General features: G+C 41.0%; 9 protein-coding genes and 2 pseudogenes. 10 read left to right on the plus strand and 1 reads right to left on the minus strand.

The genetic code is table 11. From position 1 onward, the window contains the following. A partial coding sequence (locus QM830_RS10530) for a SpaA isopeptide-forming pilin-related protein (RefSeq protein WP_414326949.1) occupies positions 1 to 2,689 on the minus strand: 2,689 nt, incomplete at its 3' end. A gap of 438 nt (positions 2,690 to 3,127) precedes the next feature. Between QM830_RS10530 and QM830_RS10535 the strand changes: the two genes are divergently transcribed. From QM830_RS10535 to QM830_RS10580, 10 genes and pseudogenes are all read left to right on the plus strand, one after another. After that, entirely contained in the window at positions 3,128 to 3,574 is a 447-nt protein-coding gene (locus tag QM830_RS10535) for a dUTP diphosphatase (protein WP_009731797.1), read from the plus strand. A 1-nt stretch (position 3,575) separates the two neighbouring features. Next, positions 3,576 to 4,115 (plus strand): histidine phosphatase family protein, encoded by a 540-nt coding sequence (locus QM830_RS10540; RefSeq protein WP_223141548.1) that lies wholly within the window; start codon positions 3,576 to 3,578, stop codon positions 4,113 to 4,115. A gap of 10 nt (positions 4,116 to 4,125) precedes the next feature. Next, a pseudogene (locus tag QM830_RS10545) lies at positions 4,126 to 4,287 on the plus strand (DNA repair protein RadA); the annotation flags it as partial. Next, a pseudogene (locus QM830_RS10550) lies at positions 4,283 to 4,483 on the plus strand (isochorismatase family protein); the annotation flags it as partial. The pseudogenes QM830_RS10545 and QM830_RS10550, both read left to right, overlap by 5 nt. Before the next feature lie 24 nt (positions 4,484 to 4,507). After that, on the plus strand, positions 4,508 to 5,023 hold the full coding sequence (locus tag QM830_RS10555) for a histidine phosphatase family protein (protein ID WP_414326951.1): 516 nt from the start codon (positions 4,508 to 4,510) through the stop codon (positions 5,021 to 5,023). 10 nt (positions 5,024 to 5,033) lie between these two features. Beyond that, a complete protein-coding gene (gene radA, locus QM830_RS10560) occupies positions 5,034 to 6,398 on the plus strand; it encodes a DNA repair protein RadA (RefSeq protein ID WP_414326964.1) in 1,365 nt (454 codons plus the stop codon). Between the two features lie 134 nt (positions 6,399 to 6,532). Further along, positions 6,533 to 7,027, plus strand: a complete 495-nt coding sequence (locus QM830_RS10565; RefSeq protein ID WP_009731794.1) for a beta-class carbonic anhydrase — start codon at positions 6,533 to 6,535, stop codon at positions 7,025 to 7,027. A 237-nt stretch (positions 7,028 to 7,264) separates the two neighbouring features. Next, positions 7,265 to 20,635: an SspB-related isopeptide-forming adhesin gene (locus QM830_RS10570; protein WP_414326953.1), complete on the plus strand. Its 13,371-nt coding sequence runs from the start codon at positions 7,265 to 7,267 to the stop codon at positions 20,633 to 20,635. A gap of 544 nt (positions 20,636 to 21,179) precedes the next feature. After that, positions 21,180 to 22,046 (plus strand): ABC transporter permease, encoded by an 867-nt coding sequence (locus QM830_RS10575; protein WP_070594317.1) that lies wholly within the window; start codon positions 21,180 to 21,182, stop codon positions 22,044 to 22,046. After that, positions 22,043 to 22,807, plus strand: a complete 765-nt coding sequence (locus tag QM830_RS10580; RefSeq protein WP_009731787.1) for an ABC transporter ATP-binding protein — start codon at positions 22,043 to 22,045, stop codon at positions 22,805 to 22,807. The genes QM830_RS10575 and QM830_RS10580 overlap by 4 nt, the downstream gene beginning before the upstream one ends. Positions 22,808 to 23,058: the final 251 nt, after the last annotated feature.

Below are 23,058 nucleotides of genomic sequence, written 5' to 3' on the forward strand. Positions count from 1 at the left end.
TATTGACTACTTTTCCTTGATCAAGCACCTGGTCAGTTGAGGCAATCAATTGACTAGCTGAAACAGTAATCACTTCTTCAGAAAGTTGGTAGCCTTCTGGAGCAGTGATTTCTTTCACCACATAATCCTTGGCTACAAGTCCTGTAAAGGTAACGAGGCCATTGGCATCTGAGGTCGCTGTCGCTTGACCTTCTCCATATGGGTTGGCAACTGGAGTTGTACCATCTGCCTCAAAGAGTCCAAAGATAGCTCCAACAAGTGGTTTTCCTTCATTGTTGACTTTATGTAATTGAATGCTATAAAGTTTCAATTCAGGTTTGTCAACAGTCGGTGGTGTTGGTGGGATTGAGGTAAATGGTTTATTCACAACGGTTCCCTTGTCTACTACAAGGTTGTCAGCTGCTTTCAATTCGCTAGCTGATACTTTAATGACATCAGTTGATGGTTGGTAGCCATCTGGTGGGGTCAATTCTTTCACTACATAATCTTTAGCTGCAAATCCTGTAAAGGTCACGAGACCATTGGCATCTGAAGTTGCAGTCGCTTGACCTTCGCCGTATGGGTTGGCAACTGGAGTTGTACCATCTGCTTCAAAGAGTCCAAAGACGGCGCCTGCAAGAGCATTTCCATCTGCGTTAGCTTTGTGCAATAGAATGTTGTAAAGTTTCAATTCAGGTTTGTCAACAGTTGGAGGAGTTGGTGGAATTGAAGTGGTTACCAATTTGTTAGTGAAGGATGTCTTATCACCATATGCCACAGAAGCTTTGAGTGTATTGCTTGCATCATCTTTTGTGACAGTTACAGTCGCATCAATACTTCCTTCATCGTAGGTCATTCCTTTTGCTTTGCTTTCAGGAATGACTTCTTTAATCGTGTAGTGGAAGGTTTTTCCTGCGTCCTCTGATGAATATGAAATGTCATCAAAGGTTACTGTACCATCTGCAGCATTTTGTTTTGTTTGAAGAACTTTTCCGGTTTCATCCAACAATTGGAAATTGAATTCACCATTCTTCAATTCAGCACCTTCTAAAATCTTGCTAGCTGAAATTTTAGCTTTTGCTGGTTGAGGAGCCGTATAAGTATTTGAGAAGGTTTTATTATCTGGATAAGCCACATCTGCTTTCAGGTTGTCGCCATCTTTTTTCACCTTAACAGTTACTTGTTTATCAGTCTTGTCATAGGTAATACCTGGGGTATTTCCAGCTACTTCCTTAACAGTGTAAGTGTGTTCACCTTCTTCGGTGTACTCAATTGGTGCAAATGTTACTTTTCCGTTTTTGTTTGTAACAGTTTGAAGCTTGTTAGCACCCTCGTACAATTCAAAGCTAAACTCACCGTCTTTTAGATCACGACCGGTAAGAGTTTTATCAAGTTCGATGGTAGCTTTTGTTTCTTTTGGCTTATCTTTCGGATTAATAATTGTTTTCGTTACTGAATGATCAGCACCAAAATCTTCAACATTAACTACAGTATCAGCTTCTTTAATGATATGACCTGAAGGGGCTTCGATTTCAGTTAAGATATATTTATCTTTTAAGAGTTTTCCAACAGCAATATTACCATTTTCGTCTGATTCAAACTCACCGATAACTTGATTATTCGCTTGACGAACAACTCTAAACTTAGCACCTTTAAGTGGTTGATTCGCATCATCTACTTTATGGATATTGATTGAGTAAACATAACCAACACCAGCACCACCAGCAATTTGAACAGCAGCAGCATTAGTTACATTTTTGCTTTCAATACCTAGACCTTTAAGAGTTGCTTCATTTTTCAAGACTTCTCCGTCGGCAGGATCATAATTTAAACGAACTTTATAATTAATACGATACTGATCTTGATCTGTAATGTCACCTAAATCAATAACAAATGATTGACCATCTTCGCTAATTGTAATCTTATGCTGGTCTGTTACATCAACTCTATCAGAGAATACCCATTCACCAGTATCATATGAGAATTTACCTTTAATAATCTTAATGCTATCTTTTACGTAAGAAGCATTTGTAAATTGCAAGTGGTCCTCAATCGTTACACCTTTGATGTTTTGTTTTGTACGATTGACTGAAATAGTGTATTGGACCTCTCTTTTATCACCTTCATTAACCCAACTAGTCTTTGTTAAAAGATAAGGATTACCATCGCCAATACCAGTAAATGATACTTTACCACCAACTTTTGTTTCTTTGTTAATGGTGATTTCTATCGGAATTTCACCTTTTTGTGGGTGTTTTTTGAAATCTATACGAGCATAGAAGAAGAAATTTCCACTTGTATCTGAGTGTTTTTCAACATAATCTGTATAGGTAATTGTAATGGATTTATTGTCTGGGTTTACATCAGCATTCGCTATGATTTCATTTGTATTGATATCACGAATTTTAAAGGAAGCTGAAGTAATCATTAAAGCATCTGGAACTGTAACTACAGTTGAATCTCCTGCTTTAACATTCTTTCCAGACAAATCGTAATCAGCGTTAATTCGGAATGTTGCCCATTGTTGTAATTCCCAATCAAGGTTGCCACCTTCATTATTGGTAACTTTGATATTTTTGATCGTATCGACCAATTTTCCGCTAACGGTCACTCCAGGAGTTTCTGCTGAAGTGCGATTTAGACCTAAAGCGAAAAGCATGGCGACTAAACAAAGGACAAATGAGAAAATTTTAATATTTCTATTCTTCATCTTATCTTCCCTTTTCATAAAAAATTAGTGCCTAGTTATCAATGCCTGAGTACTCTTAAAGATAGGAACGTCCAAATCCTATCTGTTGGTAATAAGAATTGAGTGCTGAGACACGACCTCCATAAAATTATTTTATAGGGTAAAATATTTTACTTTTAAAATTATTCCCTACAAAGGGAATTATAGCAAAAATAATGAGTAGCTTCAAGCTAAAATTGATGAAATGAGGCAGGAATTACGAACTTTTAAGAGATTTCATCAACTTTTGTTCTCTTTCAGAAAATAACCACGAAAATACCAACCGATTTACAAAAAAAGAAGGACGGAAAAGTAAGTTTTTATTGAAAGAATACGAATAGTAGAATTGAGGAGACGCTAGGGCAAAGTGATGGTATAATAGAAGAGATAGAAACATTTTAGAATGAAAGAGGAATTATGATGACAAAAATTCGTGGATTTGAACTTGTATCAAGCTATACCAATCAGGACTTGCTGCCAAAACGGGAGACGGCTCATGCGGCCGGCTATGACTTAAAAGTGGCAGAACGTACAGTGATTGCTCCCGGGGAAATCGTCCTCGTTCCAACTGGGGTCAAGGCCTATATGCAAGCGGGTGAGGTGCTCTATCTCTATGACCGTTCCTCTAACCCTCGCAAAAAAGGCCTGGTCTTGATTAACTCAGTTGGTGTCATTGATGGAGACTATTATGGCAACCCAGGAAATGAAGGCCATATCTTTGCTCAGATGAAAAACATCACCGATCAAGAAGTTGTTCTTGAAGTTGGGGAACGTGTGGTTCAGGCTGTCTTTGCACCATTTTTAATCGCAGATGGAGATGAAGCAGACGGAGTTCGTACTGGTGGATTTGGAAGCACAGGGCACTAAGATGAAGATTATCTTTGTCCGTCATGGGGAGCCAGATTATAGTATGCTTGATAAACTCGAAAATCCGCAACTCTATAGTGGTTTTGGTCGTGATTTAGCACCATTGACAGGAAAAGGTCGCAGTCTGGCAAAAGAAGTTGCTAAAACCGCATGTTTTGGAAAGGCAGAGATTATTATTTCATCGTCTGTGACGAGGGCTTTAGAAACAGCACATTATATAGCAGTTGAAACAGGATTGGACTTATTTGTGGAGCCGTTTTTTCATGAGTGGCGTCCAGACTTAGATGGCACTAACTCTGATTTAACTAGTGTATTGGTAGCTCATGAATATTATCTAAAACATCAAGGAGGTTTATCTGAAGATTCTCCTTATCGCTATGAAACTGATCTAGAGATGCGTCATCGTTTTTTAAGAGCTTTGGAAAAATATAAAAATTATAAAACTATTATCATTGTAACTCACGGAATGCTCATGCGCCAGTTTGTGCCAAATGAGAAGATTGATTTTTGCCAAGTGATTGAATGTGAGATAGAGATATAGAAAGAGGTTTATCATCGCAAAGAAAAAAACGACATTTATTTGTCAAAATTGTGCCTACAATTCACCCAAATACCTAGGACGCTGTCCAAACTGTGGAGCTTGGTCTTCTTTTGTGGAGGAAGTTGAGGTTGCAGAGGTCAAGAATGCGCGTGTGTCCTTGACGGGGGAGAAAAGACAGGAAGAAGAAATTTGCGACCGGCTTGCTGCTTGTATCTTCTCGTATCTTTGAGAAGCGTCGGGCTTCTTGCTTTACTAATCCAGATTTAAAAGATTTTTTAGAGGAAAACGGTGCTAAAAGCATAGAGTTTATAGGGGTAGATGGCAAAGGTTGTGTTAAGGCTTCCGTTTTGTCAGCTACCAAGGAGAATTAATAGTTTTATGGGGATCTTAATATGAAAATTATTTTTATCCGTCATGGGGAGCCAGATTACCGTGAGTTAGAGGAGCATTCCTATACTGGATTCGGGATAGATTTGGCTCCCTTATCTGAGAAGGGAAGGAAACAGGCTAAGGACCTTTGCCAAAACCCCTTGTTCCAATCAGCTGATCTGCTAGTAGCTTCAGCAGTGACGCGAGCTTTAGAAACAGCTTCTTATCTAGCTTGTGCTACGGGCCTACCTTTGAGGGTAGAGGCATTATTGCATGAATGGCAGGTTTATGAAACAGGTATAGAGAACTTTGAAACAGCTAGATGTCTGTTTTTAGAAAACAAGGGGGAGTTGCTCCCAAATTCTCCTGTTCAATATGAGACAGCTATAGAGATGAAGTCTCGTTTTCTAGAATGCATGGCTAAGTATCGGGAACATCAAACTGTGGTAGTTGTAGCCCATCGCATGCTCATGCGTCAATTTGTACCGAATGAAACCATTGATTTTTGCCAAGTGATTGAGTGTGAGATAGAGATTTAGAAAGAGGTTTATCATCGCAAAGAAAAAAACGACGTTTGTGTGTCAAAATTGTGCCTACAATTCACCTAAGTATTTAGGGCGCTGTCCTAACTGTGGTTCTTGGTCTTCTTTTGTGGAGGAAGTCGAAGTTGCAGAAGTTAAGAATGCCCGGGTGTCCTTGACAGGTGAAAAGACCAAACCCATGAAACTAGCTGAGGTGACTTCCATCAATGTCCATCGGACCAAGACGGAGATGGAGGAATTCAACCGCGTCCTTGGGGGCGGAGTGGTCCCAGGAAGTCTGGTCCTTATCGGGGGGGATCCAGGGATTGGGAAATCAACCCTACTCTTACAAGTATCAACTCAGTTATCTCAAGTGGGAACGGTCCTCTACGTTAGTGGCGAGGAGTCGGCCCAGCAGATTAAGTTACGAGCAGAGCGATTGGGAGATATCGATAGCGAGTTTTATCTCTATGCTGAGACCAATATGCAAAGCGTACGAGCAGAGGTTGAGCGGATCCAACCTGACTTTCTTATCATCGACTCGATCCAGACCATTATGTCTCCGGAGATTTCAGGGGTCCAAGGATCGGTTTCTCAGGTGCGCGAGGTGACGGCTGAGCTCATGCAGCTGGCTAAGACCAATAACATTGCTATCTTCATCGTCGGCCATGTGACCAAGGAAGGAACCTTGGCGGGCCCGCGTATGTTGGAGCACATGGTGGATACGGTGCTCTACTTTGAGGGGGAACGCCACCATACCTTCCGGATTCTGAGAGCGGTCAAGAACCGCTTTGGCTCCACCAATGAGATTGGAATCTTCGAGATGCAATCAGGTGGGTTGGTCGAAGTTCTTAATCCGAGTCAGGTCTTTCTAGAGGAACGCTTAGATGGGGCGACGGGTTCTTCTATCGTGGTCACCATGGAGGGGACGCGGCCAATTCTTGCTGAAGTGCAGGCCTTGGTGACACCGACCATGTTTGGGAATGCTAAGCGGACGACAACAGGACTTGATTTTAACCGGGCTAGCCTCATTATGGCGGTTTTAGAAAAACGAGCGGGTTTGCTCCTTCAAAATCAGGATGCCTATCTCAAGTCTGCTGGTGGTGTCAAATTGGATGAGCCAGCTATCGACCTAGCCGTTGCAGTAGCCATTGCCTCGAGCTATAAGGACAAGCCAACCAACCCGCAGGAGTGTTTTGTAGGGGAGCTGGGCTTGACAGGAGAAGTCCGCCGAGTCAATCGGATCGAGCAACGGATCAATGAAGCGGCTAAGCTCGGTTTTACCAAGATTTATGTTCCAAAAAATTCTCTGACTGGGATCACGACGCCATCGGGGATTCAGGTGATCGGTGTGACGACACTAAGTGAAGTCCTAAAAAAAGTATTTCAATAGAAGAAAAGGTTCTAAATGGAAAAGTTTAGAGCCTTTTCCGATGTGACAAATACATGCAGATAGCACCTGACAGAAAAGAGTGGATATGGTAAAATAATAGATGGTTTGAATTTCAAAGGAATAAAGGAGAGGCCATGTCTTATTTTGATAATTTTTTAACAGCCAACCAAGCTTATGTGGCGTTGCATGGAGACCTCCGTCTGCCGATTAAGCCAAAAACACAAGTCGCCATCGTGACCTGTATGGATTCCCGCCTTCACGTGGCGCCTGCACTAGGTCTGGCCCTTGGAGATGCCCATATTTTGCGGAATGCTGGAGGGCGCGTGACTGATGATATGATTCGCTCCTTGGTTATCTCCCAGCAGCAAATGGGAACCCGTGAAATTGTCGTCTTGCACCATACAGACTGTGGGGCACAAACCTTTGAAAACGAAGGTTTCCGGCAGCATCTCAAGAAAGAGCTGGGAGTAGATGTGGGAGATCGCGATTTCCTCCCCTTTCAAGATATTGAAGAAAGTGTCCGCGAGGATATGAAGCTTCTCAAGGCTTCCCCTTTGATTCCAGAGGATGTCATTATCTCAGGAGCTGTGTATGATGTGGATACCGGATTGATCTCCGAAGTGAAATAAAATAGAAGAGTCCAAGAAAACAACAGAACTTTGTTTTCTCGGGCTTTTTTAATTGGTGTAAAAAAATTGAACCGGCTAGGAAAAAATGTGACAAAACGATTAAAAAATCGGTGTAAAATATGACAATTTTACAGAATTATGACATATTTATTTCGACACATTGATTCTCTGTGTCGATCATGTTACAATTTTATTTGTATCATGGAATCATGAAATATGAAAAAGGAGATCCTATAAATGAAGGATGTATTTAATAAGCGCCAGCGCTTTTCATTGCGAAAGTATAGCGTTGGGGTTTGTTCAGTTCTTTTAGGAACAGCACTATTTGCTGCAGGGGCTCAATCTGCGTCAGCGGATGAAGCAACAGTAGCATCTGAATCTGCAGGAACTGCGGCTTCAGAAGCAGCACAACCTGCTACAACAGAGTCAAGTCAAGCAGAAGCACCAGCTGCTTCTAAGGCATACGGGGAAGGGGGATCAGTTCCAAAAATTGACCTTTCTGGGACTGTTGCTGCAACTTCAGAAACACCAGCTCCAGCAACCGAAAAAGCTGAAGTGGCTGCAACACCAGCTGCTACAGAAAAACAGGTAGCTACAGCTGAAACTAAAAAATCTGAAGAAGCTTCAAAACCACTAAACGTTGGTTCATTGCCAGAAATCGCTCTACCAGTTACAAATAAGGCAGAGTTAAGCTCTAAACCAGCCTCTACAACAGCACCAACTACTGCAACTTCTACAACAGCGCCAACAACTTCAACTCGTGCTGCAGCGGGTGAAAGCTCAGAAAGAGCAGCTGCAAGAGAAGAAGCAGCTACACCAGCAGGAACAACTACTTTTTCAGCTACTGTAAATCCAGCAGCTTCAATCACTGGTACCGAACCAGCTGCTCAAACAGATAAAGCAACAAGTACAGATGCTGCTGCGGCCGTAGCAAACGCTGCTACAGAGCGTACAAATGCAGGGGCTTTAGCAGTAAGTAACCGTCGCCGTAACCGTCGTGCTACTGCAGACCACAATAGTGAGCCGGTTGCTGTAGCAACTTTCCTAAAAGACGGTGAAGTTGCTACACCTGAGATGACGGATCCTAACGGTGCAAGTGTTCGTTCACAAACAGTACCATCTGGTTACGCTGCTAAAGAAGGCGATGTCTACACCTATAGTATTGTAGATCTTACTCGTTTCAATGAACGTTATAATACAAACTACTACACACGTGCCTATAAGAGATTTGATGCCTCAACAGATACGACAGTTGAATTAATTGATAAAAACACTGGCAATGTAGTAGAAACCAGAAAGATTACTGCCTCTAGTGGTATTCAAAAATTCACTACTACTGCTACTGCATCTAGAGGAGAATTAACTTGGCAAGTTGATTACGATCCAGGTACAGGAGCTGGCCCTGGTAAAACGGACCAACCATTCATCCAATTAGGGTATGAAGTTGGGGCAAGTATCCAAGCTTTAGTAGCTCCAGGACATAACCTTACTCCGGATGAGAAAAAATTATACGATGATGTTTATGCTGCTCGTACCTCAACAGATATTATCAATGTTGTAGAACCAGCTTATAACGGTCGTACGATTACAGATACTAATGCCAAGATTCCAGTATCAGTTAATAAAACAACTTACTATAAAGTAGTTGATAAAAACAATCCAACATTTAATGCGAATAAAACTGATGTAACTGTTCAAGATTATAAAGCAAATGGTAATGAAGTAGACTTAGCTTCATACACTCTTAAAGCTATGGAAGGTCAAAACTTCACAGCATCTGGAGAGCGCCAATTTGATGGATACAAACTTTACCAAACTGCTGACGCAAATGATCAATCAGGTTATGTAAGCCGTCCTTACACTGTTGGTACGAGATTCATGGACGCTGAGCGTGCAGGGATTAAACGGATTAAAGAAATCGTAGGTGAAGATGGAACTGTAGTCGTTCGTGTTTATCTTCTAGATCCAAAACAACAAAACAAACGTTCTGATGGTACATTGAGCACTGATGGCTACATGTTGCTAGCAGAAACGAAGCCTATTAAACCTGGTGATTATAACAAACAAGAATTAAATGTTAAGAAATCACCTCTTAACACCATTCCTTTCACAGATAGTAAAGGTGTAAATTATGCAAATGGTAAGGAAGTTCCATTTGACTTCCAAAAAGCTGCAGGATATACACCGTACAAGACTGTCTTTGTTCCATTCTTGGGAGATAACATTGGTCACCTTTCTCCTAATGAACAATTGGTTCGTGGAGTAAATGGTATCGGTACAAACGTTGACTTGCTTAACTCTTTGACACCGTATAAACAACCTGTTTACTACTACGTGAAGCAAGAACCAGTAACAGTCACTCCAGAAGTTGAAAAACAATTGGAAGGACGTGTGCTTGTTGATGGTGAATTCAGCTTCAAGATTAAAGAAGTCAATGAAAACAAATCACTTCCTTCATATGAAGAAACTGTTACAAACAAAAACGGTAAAGCGACATTTAGTAACTTAACTTTCAATAAAGTTGGTACTTACCTCTACACCATCACTGAAAGAGCAGGTTCAGATACAAACGTTGATTACGATGCAATGACCGTTACGATGAAGGTTACTGTCACTGAGAACTCTAAAGGTGATTTGCAAGCTTCCGTTAAATACAGTGGTACTGGTGGATTTGCCGCAAGTGCGGATGATAAAATCTTCAACAACTACGTTGTCGCTCCAGTTAAGACCAAGTTTGACTTTACGAAGGCTCTTGCAGGTCGTGAGTTGAAAGCCGGTGAATTTAGCTTCGTATTGAAAGATTCAAATGGTAAGGCTCTTCAAACCAAGACCAATACTAAACAAGGTGTTGTAGCCTTTGATGATTTGACATTTGATAACACCCAAGTTGGTACACACAAATACACTGTAGAAGAAGTTATCCCAGAAAATAAAGAAACTGGTATGACTTACGATACAATGAAAGCTGAAGTAACAATCACTGTTACTAAGGAAGGTCATGTTCTTAAAGCAACTAACACACTTCCTTCAGATACAGAGTTCAACAATACATTCACCCCTGTTGCTACACAGGCTCAATTCAAGTTCACTAAGAAATTGGAAGGGAAAGAGCTTACTAAGGATGCCTTCACATTTGAATTGCTTGAAAAAGGCAATGTCATCCAAACGAAGAAAAATGCGGCTGATGGAACCATCCAATTCGACGCGATTTCTTACGATAAAGAAGGTCCTCATACTTATACTGTACGTGAAGTAGCTGGAACAGATACAAACATCGACTACGATAATATGAATGCAGTCGTAACAGTTAACGTTACGAAAGATGCTGCATCTGGTGTCTTGACTGCTAAGGTGACTATGCCTGAAGATACAGAGTTTAACAACTTTGCAGTAGCTCCAGTTAAGACTCGTTTCGACTTCAGCAAAGCCCTTGCAGGTCGTGAGTTGAAAGAAGGCGAATTTACATTTGTATTGAAAGATGCAAATGGTAAGACTCTTCAAACAAAGACCAATACTAAACAAGGTGTTGTAGCCTTTGATGATTTGACCTTTGACAACACACAAGTTGGTACACATAAATACACTGTAGAAGAAGTTATCCCAGAAAATAAAGAAACTGGTATGACTTACGACACAATGAAAGCGGAAGTTACCATTACTGTTACGAAGGAAGGTCATGTTCTTAAAGCAACCAAATCACTTCCTGCAGATACAGAGTTCAACAATACCTTCACACCTGCTGCTACGCAAGCTCAATTCAAGTTCACTAAACGTCTTGAAGGGAAAGAGCTTACGAAGGATGCCTTCACATTTGAATTGCTTGAAAATGGCAATGTGATCCAAACCAAGAAAAATGCAGCAGATGGATCTATCACATTTGATGCGATTGAATACAACGCTGTAGGTGAACACACTTACACTGTACGTGAAGTAGCTGGCACAGATACAAACATCGACTACGATTCAATGAATGCAGTCGTAACTGTTAATGTAACCAAAAATGCAGCTACAGGTATCTTGAGCGCAGCTGTTACAATGCCTGAAGATACAGAATTCAACAACTATGTGGTTTCACCAGTTGTGACCAAGTTTGACTTCACTAAGAAATTGGCTGGTCGTAAATTGGCTGCAGGCGAATTCAGCTTCGTATTGAAAGATTCAACTGGTAGAGAAGTTGAAACTGTGCAGAATGATGCTGACGGTAATGTTACCTTCTCAGAATTGTCATTCGACAATACAAAAGTTGGTACCCACACATATACTGTAGAAGAAGTGATTCCGGCAGATAAAGAATTTGGAATGACTTACGACCAAATGAAGGCTACAGTGACTGTTGAAGTTGCGAAGAACGGTCATTCATTGACAACTGTTACAAACGTGACATCAACTGGTGGTAAAGATGCCAGTGGTAACGCTACTGATGGTACTGCAGATAAAGAATTCAACAACAAAGTTACTCCTCCAGAAACTCCAGAATTCCAACCAGAAAAATTCGTTGTAAGCAAAGAAAAATATGATATCACTGGTCATAAATTGACTGATGATGACGATGATGTTCCTGGTAACGAGTACACAGCAACAAACGCCAATCCATATGTTGATGGTGTTACCAACAACGAACCAGAAAACTTGAATACTAAGACTGTTGAACGCGGTTCTAAATTGGTATACCAAGTATGGCTTGATACTACTAAATTCACAGAAGCTAACAACATCCAATACGTCGGTGTATCTGATACATACGATGCAGAAAAATTGGACGTTAATGCAGCGGATATCAAAGCTTACGATTCAGTAACTGGTGCAGAAGTAACCAATAAATTCGATATCAAAGTTGAAAACGGCACCATCACTGCAACTTCTAAGGAAGCATTTATCAAAGACAAAGTAAACGCTCCTGTTATCGATACAACTAAGTTCGAATTTGGACGTTACTATAAATTTGATATTCCAGCAACTGTGAAAGAATCTGTTAAAGCTGGTGCTGATATTGAAAATACAGCCAACCAAACAGTTCACGTTTACAACCCAGTAAGCAAGACAGTTGAAAAACCTGAAAAACCAACACAAAAACGTGTCAACAGTGTTCCAGTTCCAGTGGAAATGAACTTCACGAAACGTTTGGAAGGTCGTGAACTTCAAGCCAAGGAATTCGAATTCGTATTGAAGAAAGACGGCGTTGAAGTTGAACGCGTGAAGAACGACGCTGCTGGTAAGATCGTCTTCAAGACTCTTAAATTTGGTCGCGATGATCTTGGTAAGACTTACAACTACACAGTTGAAGAAACTCCTGGTACAGATGCAACTGTCACATACGACACAATGGTTGCTACTGTTAAAGTGGTTGTTTCACACGATGGTACAGCTAAAGCAATCGTTGCCAACGTAACAGATGCTGCTGATAAAGAATTCAACAACCGTGTAACACCTCCAGAAGAACCTAAGTTCCAACCAGAGAAATACGTTGTTTCTAAAGAGAAATACGATATCACAGGTGACAAGCTCGTTGACGATGATAAAGAGTTGGCAGACAAGTACGCAGATACAAATGCGAACCCATATGCGGACGATGCATCAAACAACGAAGCAGAAAACTTGAATACCAAGACTGTTGAACGTGGTTCTAAATTGGTTTACCAAGTATGGTTGGATACAACTAAATTTGATACAGCTAACAAGGACAACATCCAAACAGTTGGTATCTCAGATAACTATGATGAAGCTAAATTAAATCTTAATAAAGCTGACATCAAAGCCTATGACTCTGTAACAGGCGCAGAAGTAACAGATAAATTCGATATTACTGTGAACAACGGTGTGATCACTGCTAACTTGAAAGCTGGCTTCACGAAGTCACTTGGCGATGCAGAAAACACACAAGTCATCGACACAACTAAATTCGCATTTGGACGTTACTACAAGTTCGATATTCCAACAACAGTGAAAGACGATGTGGTAGCTGGTGCAGATATCGAAAATACTGCGGCTCAAGTTGTAAACTACTACAACCCAACGACTAAGAAAGTTGAAAAACCTGAAAAACCAACTGAAAAACGTGTAAACAATGTTCCAATCTCAGTAGAATTCAACTTCACTAAGAAATTGGAAGGCCGTGCGCTTAAAGCTAACGAATTCACATTCGAGTTGAAAGACAGCGACAATGTTGTGATCGCAACGGCAACCAACGACGCAGACGGTAACTTCAAGTTCACTCCAGTTGACTACACAAACAAAGCTGGTAAAACTGTCACTGCCCTTAAATACCAGAAGGGTCAAGAAGGTACGTACACTTACACTGTAACAGAGGTTAAGGGTACAGACTCAACTGTCACTTACGATACAATGGCTGCAGTTGTAACTGTTAAAGTAAGTCATGATGGTACTGCGAAAGCATTGATCACAAACGTGACAGAACCTGCCGATAAAGAATTCAACAACCGTGTCACTCCACCAACAGAACCTAAGTTCCAACCAGAGAAATACGTTGTTTCTAAAGCGAAATTCGATATCACAGGTACGAAGCTCGTTGATGACGATTCTGAATTGACAGATAAATATGGTGAAACAAACACCAATCCATATGTCGATACAACTGCCAACAACGAAGATGAAAACTTGAATACTAAGACAGTTGAACGTGGTCAAAAACTTTACTACCAAGTATGGTTGGATACAACTAAATTTGACGCAAACAACAAAGACAACATCCAAACAGTAGGAATCACAGATAACTACGACAAGGATAAATTGACTGTTAATGCTTCAGATATCAAGGTTTACGATTCAGTTACTGGTGCAGATGTAACAACTAAATTTGATATCTCTGATAACAATGGTGTTCTGACAGCTAACCTGAAAGCAGGCTTCACTAAGTCACTTGGCGACGCTGAAAACACTCAAATCATTGATACTACTAAGTTCGAATTTGGACGCTACTATAAATTTGATATCCCAGCAACAGTGAAAGACGATGTTGTAGCTGGTGCCGATATTGAAAACAAAGCAGCTCAAGTTGTTAACTACTACAATCCAGTAAGTAAGACTGTTGAAAAACCAAACAAACCAACTGAAAAACGTGTCAACAGTGTTCCAATCTCAGTTGAATTCAACTTCACTAAGAAATTGGAAGGTCGCGACCTTAAAGCTGGCGAATTTACATTCGAGTTGAAAGACAGCGACAATGTTGTGATCGCAACTACAACCAACGACAAAGCTGGTAAGATCAAGTTTGCTCCAGTAGAGTACACCAATAAAGCTGGTAAAACTGTCACTGCCCTTAAATACCAGAAGGGTCAAGAAGGTACCTACAAGTACACAGTAGAAGAAGTTAAAGGCTCAGACGCAACCGTTACATACGATACAATGAAAGCTGTCGTTACAGTTGAAGTTCGTCATGATGGTACAGCGAAAGCCTTGATCACAAACGTGACAGATCCTGCTGATAAAGAGTTCAACAATACTGTTCGTCCTCCAGAAGAACCTAAGTTCCAACCAGAGAAATACGTTGTTTCTGAAGAGAAATTCGATATCACAGGTGACAAGCTCGTTGATGATGATAAAGAGTTGGCAGACAAGTACGCAGATACAAATGCGAACCCATATGCGGACGATGCATCTAATAACGAAGCTCAAAACTTGAATACTAAGACTGTTAAACGTGGCGACAAGTTGGTTTACCAAGTATGGTTGGATACAACTAAATTCGACGCAGCTAACAAGGACAACATTCAATCAGTAGGAATCTCAGATGACTACGATGAAACTAAGTTGGATCTTGATTCTACTAAGATCAAAGCTTACGATTCAGTAACAGGTGATGATGTAACAGCTAAATTCGATATCGCTGTGAACAACGGTGTGATTACTGCAACTCTTAAAGATGGCTTCACTAAGTCACTTGGCGACGCAGAAAACACTCAAGTGATCGACACAACTAAATTCGCCTTCGGACGTTACTACAAGTTCGACATCCCAACAACAGTGAAAGCTGATGTTCCTGGCGGAGTAGACATCGAAAATACTGCGGCTCAAGTAGTCAACTACTACAACCCAACAACTAAGAAAGTTGAAAAACCAAGCAAACCAACTGAAAAACGTGTAAACAACGTTCCAGTTGAAGTGGAATTCAACTTCACTAAACGTTTGGAAGGCCGTGAGTTGAAAGCGAGCGAATTCAGCTTCGTTCTTAAAGATTCAGAAGGTACAACTCTTGAAACTGTGAAGAACGATGCATCAGGTAACGTTAAGTTCTCTAAACTTGAGTTCAAGAAAGGCCAAGAAGGCGTACACAACTACACTGTAGAAGAAGTTAAAGGAAGCGACGCAACCGTTACATACGACACAATGAAAGCGAATGTAACAGTCACAGTGAAACACGATGGTACTGCTAAAGTTCTGATCGCGACTGTAGGCGACATTGCGGATAAAGAATTTAACAACCGTGTAACTCCACCAGAAGAACCTAAGTTCCAACCAGAGAAATACGTTGTTTCTGAAGAGAAATTCGATATCACAGGCGACAAGCTCGTTGATGATGATAAAGAGTTGGCAGACAAGGTCGCAGATACAAATGCGAACCCATATGCGGACAATGCATCAAACAACGAAGCTCAAAACTTGAATACTAAGACTGTTAAACGTGGCGACAAGTTGGTTTACCAAGTATGGTTGGATACAACTAAATTCGACGCAGCTAACAAGGACAACATTCAATCAGTAGGAATCTCAGATGACTACGATGAAACTAAGTTGGATCTTGATTCTACTAAGATCAAAGCTTACGATTCAGTAACAGGTGATGATGTAACAGCTAAATTCGATATCGCTGTGAACAACGGTGTGATTACTGCAACTCTTAAAGATGGCTTCACTAAGTCACTTGGCGACGCAGAAAACACTCAAGTGATCGACACAACTAAATTCGCCTTCGGACGTTACTACAAGTTCGACATCCCAACAACAGTGAAAGCTGATGTTCCTGGCGGAGTAGATATCGAAAATACTGCGGCTCAAGTAGTCAACTACTACAACCCAACGACTAAGAAGGTTGAAAAACCAAACAAACCAACTGAAAAACGTGTAAACAACGTTCCAGTTGAAGTGGAATTCAACTTCACTAAACGTTTGGAAGGCCGTGAGTTGAAAGCCAACGAATTCAGCTTCGTACTTAAAGATTCAGAAGGTACAACTCTTGAAACTGTGAAGAACGATGCATCAGGTAACGTTAAGTTCTCTAAACTTGAGTTCAAGAAAGGCCAAGAAGGCGTACACAACTACACTGTAGAAGAAGTTAAAGGAAGCGACGCAACCGTTACATACGACACCATGAAAGCGAATGTAACAGTTACAGTGAAACACGATGGAACGGCTAAAGTTCTGATCGCTACTGTAGGCGAAATCGCTGATAAAGAATTTAACAACCGTGTAACTCCTCCAGAAGAACCTAAGTTCCAACCAGAGAAATACGTTGTTTCTGAAGAGAAATTCGATATCACAGGCGACAAGCTCGTTGATGACGATAAAGAGTTGGCAGACAAGGTCGCAGATACCAATGCGAACCCATATGCGGACGATGCATCAAACAACGAAAAACAAAACATCAATACCAAGACTGTGAAACGTGGCGATAAATTGGTTTACCAAGTATGGTTGGATACAACTAAATTTGACGCAGCTAACAAGGACAACATCCAATCAGTAGGAATCTCAGATGACTACGATGAAACGAAGTTGGAACTTGATTCTACTAAGATCAAAGCTTACGATTCAGTAACAGGTGATGATGTAACAGCTAAATTCGATATCGCTGTGAACAATGGTGTGATTACTGCAACCCTTAAAGATGGCTTCACTAAGTCACTTGGCGATGCGGAAAACACACAAATCATTGACACAACTAAATTCGCCTTCGGACGTTACTACAAGTTCGACATCCCAACAACAGTGAAAGCTGATGTACCTGGTGGTGTGGATATTGAAAATACTGCGGCTCAAGTAGTCAACTACTACAACCCAACGACTAAGAAAGTTGAAAAACCAAGCAAACCAACTGAAAAACGTGTAAACAACGTTCCAGTTGAAGTGGAATTCAACTTCACTAAACGCTTGGAAGGCCGTGAGTTGAAAGCTAACGAATTCAGCTTCGTACTTAAAGATTCAGAAGGTACAACTCTTGAAACTGTAAGCAATGATGCTTCTGGTAATGTTAAGTTCTCTAAACTTGAGTTCAAGAAAGGCCAAGAAGGCGTTCACAACTACACAGTAGAAGAAGTTAAAGGAAGCGACGCAACCGTTACATACGACACAATGAAAGCGAATGTAACAGTTACAGTGAAACACGATGGAACGGCTAAAGTTCTGATCGCTACTGTAGGCGAAATCGCTGATAAAGAATTTAACAACCGTGTAACTCCTCCAGAAGAACCTAAGTTCCAACCAGAGAAATACGTTGTTTCTGAAGAGAAATTCGATATCACAGGCGACAAGCTCGTTGATGACGATAAAGAGTTGGCAGACAAGGTCGCAGATACCAATGCGAACCCATATGCGGACGATGCATCAAACAACGAAAAACAAAACATCAATACCAAGACTGTTAAACGTGGTGACAAGTTGGTTTACCAAGTATGGTTGGATACAACTAAATTCGACGCAGCTAACAAGGATAACATCCAATCAGTAGGAATCTCAGATGACTACGATGAAACGAAGTTGGAACTTGATTCTACTAAGATCAAAGCTTACGATTCAGTAACAGGTGATGATGTAACAGCTAAATTCGATATCGCTGTGAACAATGGTGTGATTACTGCAACCCTTAAAGATGGCTTCACGAAGTCACTTGGCGACGCGGAAAACACACAAATCATTGACACAACTAAATTCGCCTTCGGACGTTACTACAAGTTCGACATCCCAACAACAGTGAAAGCTGATGTTCCTGGCGGAGTAGATATCGAAAATACTGCGGCTCAAGTAGTCAACTACTACAACCCAACGACTAAGAAGGTTGAAAAACCAAGCAAACCAACTGAAAAACGTGTAAACAGCGTGCCAGTTGAAGTAGAATTCAACTTTACTAAACGTATGGAAGGTCGTGATCTTAAAGCCAATGAATTCAGCTTCGTGCTTAAAGATTCAGAAGGTACAACTCTTGAAACAGTTAAGAACGATGCCTCAGGTAACGTTAAGTTCTCTAAACTTGAATTCAAGAAAGGTCAAGAAGGCGTTCACAACTACACAGTAGAAGAAGTTAAAGGAAGCGACGCAACCGTTACATACGACACAATGAAAGCGAATGTAACAGTTACAGTGAAACACGACGGAACGGCTAAAGTTCTGATCGCGACTGTAGGCGACATTGCGGATAAAGAATTTAACAACAAGGTGACTCCTCCAGAAACTCCAGAGTTCAACCCAGAGAAATACATCTTGAACGCTGAGAAATTCGACCTTACTGGTAAATCACTTCTTGATGATGATAAAGAATTGGCAGACAAGATTGCAGAAACAAATACAAATCCTTACGCTGATAAAGCTGATAATAATGAAGCAGCGAACATCAACACCAAGACAGTGAACCGTGGCGATAAGGTTGTTTACCAAGTATGGTTGGATACAACGAAATTCACTGAAGCGCACAACATCCAATCTGTTGGTGTTACTGATGACTACGAAGAAGACAAACTTGACATTAATGTTGCAAACATCAAAGCTTACGACTCTGTAACAGGCGAAGATGTAACAGCTAAGTTTGATATCAAGGTTGAAAATGGTGTGATCTCTGCAACTTCTAAAGCGGACTTGACTAAGTCACTTGGAGACGCAGAAAATACCCCAGTCATCGACACAACTAAGTTTGCCTTTGGACGTTACTACAAGTTCGACATCCCAGCAACAGTGAAAGAAACTGTTAAAGGTGGTGCGGATATTGAAAACACTGCAGCTCAAATCGTACACCAATACGATCCAACAAGCAAGTCAGTGAAGAAACCAAACAAACCAACTGAAAAACGTGTTGTGAACATCCCTGTTTCAGTTGAATTCAACTTCACTAAACGTATGGAAGGCCGTGAGCTTAAAGCTAACGAATTCAGCTTTGTTCTTAAGGATAAAGATGGTAAGACTCTTGAAACTGTGAAGAACGATGCATCTGGTAACGTTAAGTTCTCAGCTCTTGAATTCAAGAAGGGTCAAGAAGGTACTTACAACTATACTGTAGAAGAAGTTAAAGGAACTGATGCAACAGTTACTTATGACACGATGAAAGCAGTTGTAACAGTTGAGGTATCTCATGATGGAACAGCGAAAGCTCTCCTTACTAAGGTAACGGATCCAGCAGATAAAGAATTCAACAATACAGTTCGCCCACCAGAAACTCCAGAATTCAACCCAGAGAAATACATCCTGAACGAATCTAAATTCGATCTTACAGGAACTAAACTTCTCGACGATGATAGTGAGTTGAAGGATAAGGTTGCGGATACAAACGCAAATCCTTACGTTGATAAGACTGATAACAACGAAGCTCAAAATATCAATACGAAGACACTCAAGAAGGGTGATAAAGTATACTACCAAGTATGGTTGGATACAACTAAATTCACTGAAGCACACAATATTCAATCTGTTGGTGTTACAGATAAATATGACAGTGCAAACTTGAATGTCAACGGAGCTGATATTAAGGCATACGACTCTGTAACAGGAGAAGATGTAACAGCTAAGTTTGATATCAAGGTTGAAAACGGTGTGATTACTGCAACTTCTAAAGCAGACTTGACTAAGTCACTTGGAGACGCAGAAAATACACAAGTGATCGACACAACTAAGTTGGCCTTCGGACGTTACTACAAGTTTGAAATCCCTGCAGAAATTAAACAATCTGCTCAAGAGGGTGTGGACATTGAAAATACAGCTTCACAAATCGTACACCAATACGATCCAACTAAGAAGTCTGTAGAAAAACCAGAAAAACCAACGGAAAAACGTGTAGTCAACATTCCAGTTAAGGTTCAATTCCAATTCACTAAGAAATTGGAAGGTCGTGAGTTGAAGGCTGGTGAATTCAGCTTCGTTCTTAAGGACGAAAAAGGAAATGTGATCGAAACCGTAACTAATGATGCGGCTGGTAAGATCCAATTCTCAGCACTTGAATTCAAGCGTGGTGAAGAAGGAACTCATCTCTACCATGTAGAAGAAATCCGTGGCACAGATTCTAGCGTTGAATACGATAAGATGGTTGCTACTGTGGGTATTATGATTAATAAAGACGGTAAAGTATTGACGGCTGTTACTCAGTTGCCAGAAGATACAGAGTTTAACAACACTGTTATTCCGCCAACACCACCAACAACACCGCCAAATACACCACCAACAACACCACCTAATACACCACCAACACCGCCAACAACACCACCTAATACACCACCAACACCACCAACAACACCGCCAAATACACCACCAACACCGCCAACACCAACAACTCCACCAGCTCCAGCACTTCCTGAAACTGGTGAAGATCAATCAGCTTCTGCTGCATTGTTAGGTGCTGCACTTGGTATGGTTGGACTTGCGGGACTTGCAAAACGCAAAAAAAGCGAAGACTAAAATTGAGGTGACATCGACAAACTAGTTGATGAGGTGACAATTTTAGATTCAACAGGAAGAGGCTTTGCTCGAAAGAGCAAGGCCTCTTTGTTTGGTATTGGGAACTTAGAAAAACATGCATAAATGTGATGAAAAAGTTTCAGTAAAATTCTATATATTCATTTCATTCGGTTGCTAGTTTCAGTAAAATTCCATTGACTTGAAGTAGAGAAAACAGTATACTAGTAAAGTAGTTTGATCTTTCAAACTGCCGGCAACAAGGGGAATGAAGCCACTTTGAATTGGAATTACAGTAGGGTTTGGAGTGGAAGAACTTCACACCCTTATTGTCGTCGGTTACCCTATTAAGACCAGACTTGTGAAACAAACACAGGTTTCTTTTTGCATATTTATAAAAGTTTATAGAACCCTCCTGCTCCATATAATCAGGAGGGTTCCGTTTTATTTTTAAAAAGCTGGTGATCCAAGAAATATTGTGAATTTCCTATAGGTTCTCTTCCATATTTATGTTACAATTAAACTACTACTATCGAAGGGAGAGACTATGATTAATTCAATTGTTTCACAAGGTTTGATTTGGGCTATTTTAGGATTGGGAATCTTTATGACCTTCCGAATTCTAGATTTTCCAGATATGACGACAGAAGGTTCCTTCCCGCTTGGAGGAGCGGTGGCGGTGACCTTGATCACCAAAGGGGTCAATCCGCTTATAGCGACCCTGGCTGCTATTGGAGCAGGATGCTTGGCGGGCCTTGCGACGGGGCTTCTTTATACAAAAGGGAAAATCCCCACACTCTTGTCAGGGATCCTTGTGATGACATCTTGTAACTCGGTTATTCTTTTTGTGATGCAGCGGGCTAATCTGGGACTTTTGGGCTATAAAAAAATTCAGGAATTTCTTCCTTTTGCCAGTGGGTTCAATGAGATCCTCATTGGCTTGATTTTTGTAACTCTTGTGGTGCTTGGTTTAATTTTCTTCTTGGATACGCGTTTGGGTCAGGCTTATATCGCAACAGGAGACAATCCAGATATGGCTAGAAGTTTTGGGATCAATACCGACCGGATGGAACTGATGGGCTTGGTCATTTCAAACGGTATTATTGCTCTTTCTGGTGCACTGATGGCCCAGCAAGAAGGCTATGCGGATGCTTCGCGTGGAATCGGTGTCATTGTTATTGGGCTTGCCAGCCTCATTATTGGAGAGGTTCTCTTTTCAAATGTCACCTTGACAGAGCGCTTGCTCAGTATTGCAATAGGTTCAATCGCCTACCAATTTTTGATTTGGGCCGTGATTGCCCTTGGCATCAATACCAGCTATATTCGAATCTTCAGTGCCTTGATCCTAGCTATTTGTTTGATGATTCCGACCTTTAAAGAAAAAATCATGAAAGGAGCGAAACTCAGTAAATGACAGCGATTGTAGAATTAAAAAATGTAACCAAGTCTGTGAGCAATGGGATGAATGAAGAAAAAGTCATTCTGGATGATGTCTCCTTGGAAATTCGAGAACATGATTTTATCACGATTTTGGGGGGCAATGGAGCTGGAAAATCAACCCTCTTTAATACGATTGCAGGAACCCTTCCAGTTAGCAGTGGAAAGATCTATATTCTTGGGGAAGATGTGACCACATACTCTCCAGAAAAGAGAGCCAAATACCTATCGCGGGTTTTTCAAGATCCTAAAATGGGAACTGCACCCCGGATGACAGTAGCAGAGAACCTCTTGGTAGCGAAGTTTCGTGGAGAAAAACGTAGCTTGATTCCGCGCCACTTGGCAAGCTATAAAGAAGAGTTTCAAGCAGTTCTTTCTAAGATTGGCAATGGCTTAGAAAATCATATCGACACAGCGGTTGAATTTCTTTCAGGGGGACAACGCCAGGCTTTGAGTCTGTTGATGGCGACACTGAAACGTCCAGAACTCTTGCTTTTAGACGAACACACCGCAGCCTTGGATCCAAAAACGAGTCAGGCTCTGATGACCTTGACCGATGAGTTTGTGAAACAAGATGCTCTCACTGCCCTTATGATTACTCACCATATGGAAGATGCTTTGAAATATGGCAATCGCTTGATTGTTATGAAAGATGGACATATCGTCCAAGATCTCAATCAAGAAGAAAAAGCCCAAATGACCATCGCAGACTACTATGAATTGTTTGAGAAAGAATAAGATACAAAGCCCGTAAAATGCAAAGTGAAAATAGGGAGTAGGACAAAAGCGATATCGTTTATGGCGCTTCCCTCCACAAGTCTGATTAGGATTCTTCCGAACTGATCAAGCGAGAGAAGAGTTCAATCAGCTACTGTGCCTTGTCTACATGCTAAGCTAGAGAGCTTGTTCTCTAGCTTTTTCTCTTTCTAAAACACAAGCTACTGTTTATAAATATACGTCGTCCTTTCAATGACTGCCTTATACAACAA

This window comes from Streptococcus sp. OMI750 (assembly GCF_047463895.1).
In the GTDB taxonomy this organism is placed as follows: Bacteria; Bacillota; Bacilli; order Lactobacillales; family Streptococcaceae; genus Streptococcus.